The organism is Mesorhizobium sp. M1A.F.Ca.ET.072.01.1.1, from assembly GCF_004023325.1.
Lineage (GTDB): Bacteria > Pseudomonadota > Alphaproteobacteria > Rhizobiales > Rhizobiaceae > Mesorhizobium.
In genome coordinates this window covers 1-9,561 of record NZ_RZSF01000264.1, presented here as the reverse complement: position 1 = coordinate 9,561, position 9,561 = coordinate 1, and the positions used below count along the sequence as shown (strand labels likewise).

General features: G+C 65.2%; 13 protein-coding genes. 3 read left to right on the top strand and 10 right to left on the bottom strand.

Translation table 11 applies throughout. The annotated features are described in order from the left end of the window. From mepA to EOA32_RS27665, 4 genes are all read right to left on the bottom strand, one after another. Window positions 1-926: penicillin-insensitive murein endopeptidase (gene mepA, locus EOA32_RS27680; protein WP_189407421.1), on the bottom strand; the 926-nt coding region annotated here is incomplete at its 3' end. 163 nt (window positions 927-1,089) lie between these two features. Next, window positions 1,090-1,995 (bottom strand): SDR family oxidoreductase, encoded by a 906-nt coding sequence (locus EOA32_RS27675; RefSeq protein ID WP_128373404.1) that lies wholly within the window; start codon window positions 1,993-1,995, stop codon window positions 1,090-1,092. 17 nt (window positions 1,996-2,012) lie between these two features. Beyond that, window positions 2,013-3,170, bottom strand: a complete 1,158-nt coding sequence (gene queG, locus EOA32_RS27670; protein ID WP_128373403.1) for a tRNA epoxyqueuosine(34) reductase QueG — start codon at window positions 3,168-3,170, stop codon at window positions 2,013-2,015. Further along, the gene (locus tag EOA32_RS27665) at window positions 3,151-3,843 is read right to left on the bottom strand and encodes a glutathione S-transferase family protein (RefSeq protein WP_067003220.1); all 693 of its coding nucleotides are present in this window, start codon (window positions 3,841-3,843) and stop codon (window positions 3,151-3,153) included. Before EOA32_RS27665 ends, queG begins: the two co-directional genes overlap by 20 nt. Window positions 3,844-4,163: 320 nt before the next feature. On the opposite strand from EOA32_RS27665, the gene EOA32_RS27660 reads away from it, so the two are divergent. After that, window positions 4,164-4,970 carry an undecaprenyl-diphosphate phosphatase gene (locus EOA32_RS27660; protein WP_095799534.1) on the top strand — a complete coding sequence of 269 codons (807 nt, stop codon included), beginning with the start codon at window positions 4,164-4,166 and terminating at the stop codon, window positions 4,968-4,970. A 34-nt stretch (window positions 4,971-5,004) separates the two neighbouring features. Here EOA32_RS27660 and EOA32_RS27655 read toward each other — a convergent pair whose 3' ends face one another. After that, the gene (locus EOA32_RS27655; RefSeq protein WP_067003215.1) at window positions 5,005-5,382 is read right to left on the bottom strand and encodes a YraN family protein; all 378 of its coding nucleotides are present in this window, start codon (window positions 5,380-5,382) and stop codon (window positions 5,005-5,007) included. After that, complete coding sequence (rsmI, locus tag EOA32_RS27650; protein ID WP_095831714.1) at window positions 5,375-6,271, bottom strand: 16S rRNA (cytidine(1402)-2'-O)-methyltransferase; 897 nt, start codon at window positions 6,269-6,271, stop codon at window positions 5,375-5,377. Before rsmI ends, EOA32_RS27655 begins: the two co-directional genes overlap by 8 nt. Window positions 6,272-6,424: 153 nt before the next feature. On the opposite strand from rsmI, the gene EOA32_RS27645 reads away from it, so the two are divergent. Then, window positions 6,425-6,622 (top strand): hypothetical protein, encoded by a 198-nt coding sequence (locus tag EOA32_RS27645; RefSeq protein WP_128373402.1) that lies wholly within the window; start codon window positions 6,425-6,427, stop codon window positions 6,620-6,622. 7 nt (window positions 6,623-6,629) lie between these two features. Further along, window positions 6,630-6,818, top strand: coding sequence for a hypothetical protein (locus tag EOA32_RS27640; protein WP_067003209.1), 189 nt, complete (start codon window positions 6,630-6,632; stop codon window positions 6,816-6,818). An 82-nt stretch (window positions 6,819-6,900) separates the two neighbouring features. Here the strand turns inward: EOA32_RS27640 and EOA32_RS27635 are convergent, their stop codons facing one another. Genes EOA32_RS27635 through EOA32_RS27620 form a run of 4 tightly spaced genes read right to left on the bottom strand, consistent with a single transcriptional unit; the run spans window position 6,901 to window position 9,484 of the window. Then, the gene (locus EOA32_RS27635) at window positions 6,901-7,224 is read right to left on the bottom strand and encodes a low molecular weight protein tyrosine phosphatase family protein (RefSeq protein ID WP_095831711.1); all 324 of its coding nucleotides are present in this window, start codon (window positions 7,222-7,224) and stop codon (window positions 6,901-6,903) included. After that, the gene (gene hemW, locus EOA32_RS27630) at window positions 7,221-8,399 is read right to left on the bottom strand and encodes a radical SAM family heme chaperone HemW (RefSeq protein WP_127241322.1); all 1,179 of its coding nucleotides are present in this window, start codon (window positions 8,397-8,399) and stop codon (window positions 7,221-7,223) included. The genes EOA32_RS27635 and hemW overlap by 4 nt, the downstream gene beginning before the upstream one ends. Then, window positions 8,396-9,073, bottom strand: coding sequence for an RdgB/HAM1 family non-canonical purine NTP pyrophosphatase (gene rdgB / locus EOA32_RS27625; protein ID WP_095776779.1), 678 nt, complete (start codon window positions 9,071-9,073; stop codon window positions 8,396-8,398). The genes hemW and rdgB overlap by 4 nt, the downstream gene beginning before the upstream one ends. Continuing rightward, window positions 9,074-9,484 (bottom strand): VOC family protein, encoded by a 411-nt coding sequence (locus tag EOA32_RS27620; RefSeq protein WP_128373401.1) that lies wholly within the window; start codon window positions 9,482-9,484, stop codon window positions 9,074-9,076. Between the last annotated feature and the right edge of the window lie 77 nt (window positions 9,485-9,561).

The window sequence follows — 9,561 nt, the reverse complement described above, 5'->3', positions numbered from 1 at the left end:
CCCTGATAGGTAACGGCTTCCAGAGAAGGCGCGTCCGGCGCTGCAAGCACCGCCTGGCACTCCTTCGGCAAATTGGCCATCGTCATCAGATCGCGCGCTTTCGGCGCATCCGGGTTCTTGTTGGGCCGCCACGGCTCCTCGGTGAACCACCAGGCAAGCGGTTTGCCGCAGCCGTCATCGGCCGGCGTCGCCTCCTGCCCCTTGCAGCCGGGCGAGCCCGCCTGGCAGCCGATGCGCATGTGGAAATGATAGTCATGGCCCCAGAACGGGCGGATCTTGCGCAGCCAGGAGCGGTCGCCGGTGACCGTGTCGCAAAGTTTCTTCTTGATGCCCGGATTGACCAGGATGCGCTCGACCTCCGGGTAGCTCGCCGCGCGCTTCAAAAGCCGCGTATGCGCCGGCGTCCACAGCGCGTCCTTCACCAGATGCGTCTTCTCGTCGACCATCAGCGTCGCGCTCATGCTCTCGCGCTGCGCCATGGTCAGCGGGCGCCGCGGCATCGGCGTCAGCCAGATGTCGGCATCGAGGCCGATCTGGTGCGAGGCGTGGCCGGTCGTCATCGGGCCGCCACGCGGCTGCGAGACATCGCCGACCAGCAGCCCCGGCCAGCCATCCGCCTGGGCGTCTCGCGCGAGCTTCTCGATCAGCGCAATCATCGCCGGATGGCCCCAGCGGCGGTTTCGCGAGGGGCGCATCACCTCCCAGCTCGGCCCGTCCACCGGCAAGGCGACGCCGCCGGCGAAGCAGCCTCTTGAGTAAAAGCCGAAGGATTGCGCTTGCGCCACCGCCGGCAGCTTCTTGGCGCCGAACAGGTCTTTTGCGCGCGGTTCGGCCGAGATCGCGGCCGCCGCCAGCCCGGCTAAGGTCACCAGGGCAAGCGCGGCGGTCAGGAACGGCTTCCTGTCGGGCAGCGGTCGCAACGTCATCAGGTCGGGTCCCCTCTCCAGTGGCACGACGCAATCTCAGGCGGCATGCTAAAACATGTCTCCCGAAAGTGGGACCCGGTTTCGGGACAAAGACATGCATAAATCAAACCTTGGCGACGCAGTTCAGGCGCGAATCATATCACGCCAATGCACGTCGCTTCGCTCACGAGCGTTTCATCGGGCTGCGCGGCTCTCCGTCCCGCCAGTTGCCGTCGGCCCACATCCGCTCCAGCGCCACCCGATAATTCGGCAAACGAAAGCTGTAGCCGGCCGCTTTGATCGCGGCGTTGGCGACGCGCTTGTTCTCGCCGTAGAAGGACCGCGCCATGGGCGAAAGTTGCGCGGTTTCGAAGGGGATTTCCGGCGGCGCCTCCACGCCCATCAGCCCGGCGGCGTAGGCGACGACATCCTGCGGCGGCGCCGGCTCGTCGTCGGTGACATTGAAGATGCCGCCGCGATTCCTATCGGCCAGGTGCCACAGGGCGCTGGCGATGTCCTCGCAATGGATGCGGTTGAAGACCTGGCCGGGCTTGACCAGGCGCCTCGCGGTGCCGTCCTCGAGATTGACCAGCGCGTTGCGGCCCGGGCCGTAAATGCCGGAAAGCCGCAGGATCGCTGCCGGCTTTCCGATTTCCCGCCCAAGAGCCAGCCATTCCTGTTCGGCCGCCACCCGCATTACCGAGCGCTTCGAAACCGGCCTGCACTCGGCGCTCTCGTCCACCCAGGCGCCGCCATGGTCGCCGTAGACGCCGACAGTGGAAAGATAGCCGATCCATTTGAGCGCCGGCATCTTGGCCCGGATCGCCTCGCCTGCCGCGTTGAGCACCGGATCGCCCGCTTCGTCCGGGGCGACCGAGATGATAAGATGTGTTGTGTGCCGAAGCGCGTCGCTGATTTCCGCCGTCAACGAACCGTCGAAGCTTGACGGCTCGATGCCCGCCTCTCGCAAGGCCTCGAACTTTCCCGGCGATCGCGTCGTCCCAAGGATCGGCGCGCCATCTTCATTGGCTCTCGCAAAAGCCTTGCCGGAATAGCCGGCGCCGAAAATGAAGAAGCGTCTCTCGCCCATCAATTAAATCCTCTTCTTCAATGGTCCTTTGCGGGAACCGGCAGCGCTGACAGCCATTCCTCGCGCACCGTTGCATCGCCTTCGACCTGCAAGGCCGATGCGGCGAGCTCCGCAAAATCGCGCCGCGGCATCAGTCGCGATAGCGCCCATACTGCCGCACCCCGCACCAGGGGCGAGCCGTCGTCGATCAGGCCGCGCGCGACCGGCGTCAGCGAAGCATCGTCCGAATTGCCGGCGGCGATCAGCGCGTTGCGGATGAAACGGTCGCGGCCGATGCGCTTGATCGGCGAGCCCGAGAAAAAGGAGCGGAACGTCGTATTGTCGAGCAACAGCAGCTCCGACAGCCGTGGCTCGCGCAGATCTTCGCGAGCGGCAAGCTTGGCCTCGGCGGCGACGCTGGCGAATTTGTTCCACGGACACACGGCGAGGCAGTCGTCGCAGCCATAGACGCGGTTGCCGATCGCCTCGCGAAATTCGCGCGGGATCGGCCCCTTGTTCTCGATGGTGAGGTAGGAGATGCAACGCCGCGCATCGAGCCGGTAGGGCGCCGGGAAGGCATCGGTCGGGCAGATGTCGAGGCAGGCGCGGCAGGAGCCGCAATGGTCGAGCTCGGCTTTGTCCGGCTCAAGCTCGGCCGTGGTGAAGATGGTGCCGAGGAACAGCCATGAGCCATGCTCGCGGCTCACCAGGTTGGTGTGCTTGCCCTGCCAGCCCAACCCCGCGGCTTCGGCAAGCGGCTTTTCCATCACCGGCGCCGTGTCGACGAAGACCTTCACGTCGCCGCCGGCCCGCGCGACGATCTTGCCCGCGATTTCCTTCAGCCGACCTTTCATCACATCGTGATAGTCGCGATTTTGCGCGTAGACCGAGATCGCACCGCGATCGTGTTTGTCGAGGACATCGCGCGGATCCCGGTCCGGACCATAGTTCATGGCGAGCACTATGATCGAACGCACTTCCGGCCACAGCGTCGAAGGCTCGGCGCGCCGCCCGATCGTCTCGGCGATCCAGTCCATCGAGCCGTGAAATCCCTCGGCGACAAACTCGGTCAGGCGCGCGGGAGCCAGCGGGATCGCGTCCGGCCGGGTGACGGCAACGGCGTCGAAGCCGGCGCGGCGCGCCTCCGCGTCGATCAGCGCGCGCAGCTTCGTCGTGTCAGAAATCGAGGTCCGCATAATGCGATACCGGCGACAGGCCGCGCACGCGATCGGTGAGCAGCGGCCGGAACGACGGCCGTGATTTCACGCGAGTATACCATTCGCGCGCCGCCGCGTGCTCGCGCCAGTCGATCTCGCCGAGATAGTCGAGCACGGAAAGCGTCGCGGCCGCGGCGAGGTCGGCATATGTCACCTTGTTGCCGGCCAGCCAATGACGGGTGCCGGCCAGCCAGTTGGTGTATTTCATGTGCTGGCGGATGTTGGCGCGCGCGGCGCGGATCGCGCCCGAATCGGGTGAGCCGCCGCCCGCCGTCTCCGGCATCACCGGCTTCAGCACCCGCTCGCGCACCAGATGGCGGGTGACCTCGCTTTCGGCCTTGCTGAGATACCAGTCGGTCAGTCGCCGGATTTCGGCGCGCTGCATCGGGTCCTCGGCAAACAGCCGCCTGTCGCGCTTCAGCACCCCGCGTGTCTCGTCAAGATATTCGGCAATCACCATGGCGCCGACGATCGGCACATCGCCTTCGGCCAGCAGGATCGGCAGCGTGCCGGCCGGATTGAGCGCCAGAAACTCCTTGCGCCGGGTCCAGGGCTTCTCCTCGATCAGGGCCAGTTCCTCGCCATACTCGCCGAAGGCGAGGCGGACGAACCGGCAGGTGGCGAACATCGGGTGGTGAAAAAGCGTCAGCATGGTTCCGCGATGATAGGGCGCACTAGTGTGGTGGATTTGAAGTTCCTGCACCCTCAATGGCATCAGCGTCCAGGAACTTCAAATCCAAAACCACACTAGAACTCAAAGTTGACAGTGTGGCTCAGAATCCGGCATTCGCACAGTGCGCTGCTCCGACGTGCGGCGAATTCCGGATTGCCACACTGGCGAATCGGTGTGAGCGCCGGTAAGTCTTGGCGGCCCGATTCCAGGGACTGTCAGGTGTTGCGACCTATAGGGGGACTTCCGCGCCATGACAAGCAAGCCCTTCCCCTTAGCCGTCACTCGAAGCAGAGGTTGCCATGGAAAGCCAGACCATCGTCGAAGCGCTGCTGCTTGGTCTGATCGAGGGCCTGACCGAATTCATCCCGGTCTCGTCGACCGGCCACATCCTGCTCGCCGGCCATTTCCTCGGCTTCCATTCGACCGGCAAGGCCTTCGAGATCCTGATCCAGCTCGGCGCGATTCTTGCGATCTTGAGCGTCTATTTCCGCCGCCTCTGGAAGATGCTGCTCGAACTGCCGCATGACCGGCTGACAAGGCATTTCGCCATTGGCATCCTCATCGCCTTCCTGCCGGCGGCGGTCATCGGCGCGTTGGCGCATGACTTCATCAAGACTTTCCTGTTCGAATCGCCGCGCCTGATCTGCATCATGCTGGTCATCGGCGGCGTGGTGCTGCTCGCCGTCGACCGCATGAACCTGAAGCCCGTCTACCGCGACGTCGAACGCTTTCCGACCAGGCTTTACCTGCAGATCGGCCTGTTCCAGTGCCTGTCGCTGATACCCGGCACCTCGCGCTCCGGCTCGACCATCGTCGGCGCGCTGCTCTTGGGCGTCGACAAGCGCGCGGCGGCGGAGTTTTCCTTCTTCCTCGCCATGCCGACCATGGTCGGCGCCTTCGCCTTCGATCTGTTCAAGAACCGCAACGTGCTGACCTCGGCCGACCTGCCGATCATTGCCGTCGGCTTCATCGCCGCCTTCGTCACCGCGCTCTTCGTGGTGCGCTTCCTGCTCGATTACGTCTCGCGCAGGGGCTATTCACTGTTCGGCTGGTGGCGGCTGGTGGTTGGCGGGCTCGGACTGGTGGCGCTGATGATCTGGGGGTGAGCTTACCCTCCCATGAGTTGGGAAGGTAAGCCTCTCAATTCCGCCCGTAAAACGCATTCTCGACATGCACCGGCCAGCGCCAGGGCAGCACCGCCACCATGTCGAAGCGTACCGACAGCCGGCCATAGTCCGGCTGTCGCGACAGCCAGAGGTCGGCGGCACCCTCGATGCGCCGTTCCGAGGCGTGGGCGATCGCTTCCATCGCCTCCATCAGCGTCCGCCGCGCCTTGACCTCGACGAACAGTACAAGGTCGCCGCGCCTGGCGATCAGGTCGATCTCGCCGAGCTTTGTGCGATGGCGGCGCGCAAGGATGCGATAACCCTTCAGCATCAGCGCCAGCGCCGCCAGCCATTCGCCGCGATGGCCGCGCCGATAGGCTTTTCGCCGATAAACGACGGTGCGCTCAGCCACCGCCGTCCGCCTTCAGCTCGATCAGCCGGCGGTAGAGCGCCTGTTTCTGGCCACCGGTCATTTTCGCCGCTTCCGCCGCCGCTTTGGAGGCCGGCATTTCGGCGGCTAAAGACAACAGCAGCCGGTCGATGTCGGCCGGCTGGTCCTCGGCCGCCTCCGGCGGGCCGACGCAGACCACGATTTCGCCTTTGGGCGTCTCGGCCGCCGCGTAGTGATCGGCAAGCTCTCCGAGCGTCCCCGTTCGCATCTCCTCAAACGCCTTGGTCAGCTCGCGGCCGATCGCCGCTTTGCGCGCTCCGCCAAGCACTTGCACCATCGCGCCAAGCGTCTCGGCCAGCCGGCGCGGCGATTCATAGAAGATGAGCGTCGCCGGCACCTGCCTGAAGCTTTCGAGCTTGGTGAGCCTCTGGCCTGCCTTGACCGGCAAGAAGCCGGCGAACAGAAAGGCGTCGGAAGGCAGGCCGGAAGCGGTCAGCGCGGCAAGCGCCGCCGACGGTCCGGGCACCGGAATAACGCGGATGCCGCGCTCCAGCGCCTCGCCGACCAGCCGGTAGCCGGGATCGGAAACCAGCGGCGTGCCGGCATCCGAGATCAGCGCCACGCTCTGTCCGGCAGCGAGCGACTCGATCAGCCTCGGCCCGGCCTCGGCGGCATTGTGCTCGTGATAGGCCGTGGTGCGCCGGCGAACGCCGTAGCGTTCGAGCAGCACGCGCGAGACGCGCGTATCCTCGCAGGCAACGATGTCGGCGCCGGCCAGCGTCTCCAGCGCACGCAGCGTGACATCGGCGAGATTGCCGATCGGCGTCGCCACCAGATAGAGCGCCGGCTCCAGCGGCCGCGCCGCAATCTCGGTCTGCCCGATCACATAACTGCGTTTGTCGCCGGTCAATTGAGGCCCTCCCCACGCGCCACTGTTTGCCACGGCTGATCTGCGGTTGCAAAACGTGATGGCGACGCGGGGGAATCGCCATGCCTTTGCCACGATGCGGAACCAAACCGCGTAAGGCGGATTTTACCCCTGATTCCCGAGGAGGAGGACAGGATGGACAGCCTGATCATTCAAGACGCTTTCACGCCCTATTATTCGGGCTGCAAGCGCTTTGCCGGATCGGAGAAGGTTGCCGGTTTGGAGGATCGGGAACCTTCCGCCAGAACAAAGGACAAGGAAGTGATGAAGCCGCTTCCAAGCCCCGCGGTTCAAGACGCCTCGACCGAAACCGAAAGCACGACGGAGCACTGACCGGACGATGCCCAATCGCTTCGACATTTTCATCACACGACTCGAAAGCAAGACCGCCCGCGAGGGCATTCCTTCCCATCCGATCGCCGCCCAGCACGGGAACCGCCGCGACAAGACCGACCTGAAGCAAGGCCGTTCCGGCGACGCGCATGCGGAAAAGGATCGCGGGAAGCAGCGCCAGAAGCACGACGCCTAGAGCAGTTGCGACGCTTCGCGATCTCTCGCCTCATCCCAGGCGGAGCGAGGAGCGAAGCGCCATGCTTGGCGCCTGACGCCATTCAGCCCAGATATTTAGTGACCTTCGCCTCGAGCAGCCGCACCAGTTCCGGATCCATGAACGCATAGTTGTCCGGGATGTCGAGGCAGATCACCCGTGCCCGCATCAGGCTTGACCGGAACTTCTTCTGCAGCTTGACGCGATGTGCCTTCTCCATGACGAAGATGATCTCGGCCCACGCGACCAGCTCATGCGTCAGCGGGTTGTCCGCGTCGTGATTGGTGCCGGCCGATTCGACCTCGAGGTCGCGGCGCCTGGAAAACACCTGTTCGGCGGTGGCGCTGCGCAGGCGGTTCTGGCTGCAGACGAAGAGAACCTTTTTCACCGCGCGAGGTCTGCCACCACCGCATCGAGCACGATCATGCCGGCGGTCGTGGCGCGGAGGCGGGCGTTGCCGACCGGCGCCACCAGCCCCTCTTCCTGCAGCACCGACAATCGGTCGCTCGCCAGACTACGCCCGGCAAGCGTCTCGTAGCGCTGGAGGTCGATGCCTTCGGCCAGCCGCAGCCCCATCAATAGGAACTCGTCGGCTTCTTCGGCGCGCGTCAGCACCTCGCCGCCGGTGACGCCATGGCCCCTGGCTTCGACCAGGTTGGCCCAGGTCTCCGGCATTTTTTCCGCGACCGTCACGGTGCGGCGGCCGTTCTCGACGAAGCGGCCATGCGCGCCCGGTCCGACGCCGACATATTCGCCGTAGCGCCAATAAGTCAGGTTGTGCCGGCTTTCCGCGCCCGGCCGCGCGTGGTTGGAGATTTCGTAGGCCGGAAGGCCGTGCGCCGCGGTCACCTCCTGCGTCAGCGCGTAGAGGTCGGCGGCATGGTCGTTGTCGGGCAGGACGAATTTTCGCGCTGAGTGGAGTGCATGGAACGGCGTGCCCTCCTCGATCGTGAGCTGATAGAGCGACAGGTGGTCGGCGGCGTGCCCGATCGCTTCCTCAAGCTCTAAAGCCCAAGCCTCCGGCGTCTGGCCGGGCCGCGCATAGATCAGGTCGAAGGAGAGCCGCGGAAAGATTTCCCGCGCCAGCCCGATGGCGTGCAGCGCCTCCTCGACATTGTGCAGCCGGCCGAGGAAGCGCAGGTCCTTGTCGTTCAGCGCCTGCACGCCGAGCGAGACGCGGTTGACGCCTGCCGCCCGATAACCGCGGAAGCGCTCCGCCTCGACCGAGGACGGATTGGCCTCCAGCGTCACCTCGATCCCGGCAGGCACCGTCCAGTTCTTCGCTACGGCTTCCAGAACCGCTGACACCGTTTCCGGCTTCATCAGCGACGGCGTGCCGCCGCCGAGGAAGATGCTGGTCACCTCGCGCGGCCCGGTGCGGGCACGCATGGTCTTCAGCTCCGTCTCGAAGGCCCGCGCAAAACGCTCCTGGTCGACCGGCTGGTGGCGAACGTGGCTGTTGAAGTCGCAGTAAGGGCATTTGGCCGCGCAGAACGGCCAATGGATATAGACGCCGAAGCCGGGGCTGCGGTCGAGCGGCATGGTCTGGCCTGTCCCAATCATTTTGACCTGAGCCGCGCCACATCCAGCCGCGCCAAATCCAAGCGGGCCTGGGCAAACTTCTGGAAGGCGCGGGCGCGGTGCGACAGGGCTGTTGCCTGGCCGGGCTTCCAGCCATGCTTTTGCTCGGCGCTCATCTCGCCAAAAGTCTTGGCGAAGCCGTTGGGCAGGAACACCGGATCGTAGCCGAAGCCGAGCGTGCCGCGCGGCGGCCAGACCAGCGTGCCTTCGGCCTCGCCGCGGTAATATTCGGCCTCGCCATCGGGAAAGGCGAGGCAGATGACGGCGACGAAACGCCCGGTGCGCTGCGCCGGCTCGGTCGCGCCGACCTCCTGCAACGCCACTTCGGTGCGCTGCATGGCCATGCCGAAATCGCGTGTGCCGTCCGCCGTCTCGGCCCAGTTGGCTGTGTAGACGCCGGGCGCCCCGTCGAGCGCGTCGACGCAGAGCCCCGAATCGTCCGACAGCGCCGGCAGGCCGGTGGCCTTGGCCGCTGCATAGGCCTTGATATAGGCATTCTCCTCGAACGTCGTGCCGGTCTCGTCCGGTTCCGGCAGGCCGTAATCCTTGGCCGACTTCGCCTCGAAGCCGAACGGGGCCATCAAGTCGGCGAATTCGCGCAGCTTGCCTTCATTGTGGCTGGCGACGACGATCTTTTGTCCGTTCAAAGAATGCATTCAGAGACCCCAGATCCTTGGTTCGGCGAACTCGATCGAATTGCCCGAAGGGTCGCGGATATAGATCGAATGTCCGCCCTGCGGCCACTCGAAATCGCTTTCGATGGCGATGTTCTTGGCCGCCAGATGCTTGCGCCATTCGGCGATCTCGGCCGCAGTCGCGGTGAAGCAAAGATGCCCTTCGCCGACCGTGCCGTGCGGCGGCACCTTCAGCCTGGCGTCGGGCGCCGGCGGAATTTTCGTCGCCTCGGCATTGAAGATGAGCAGCACGCCGTTGCCGCAGCGGAAGAAGACGTGGCGGCCTTCGACCTTGCCCAGCGGATCCAGGCCGAGGATGTCGCGGTAGAAGGCTTCGGCCTCAGCCAGATCAGTCACATAGAGTGCTGATTCCAAAATCGCGGAGGGGGTCACGAGGCGCCCCCCTCTGCCCTGCCGGGCATCTCCCCCTCAAGGGGGGAGATTGGCAGCTCCACCGACAGTGTCTCGAC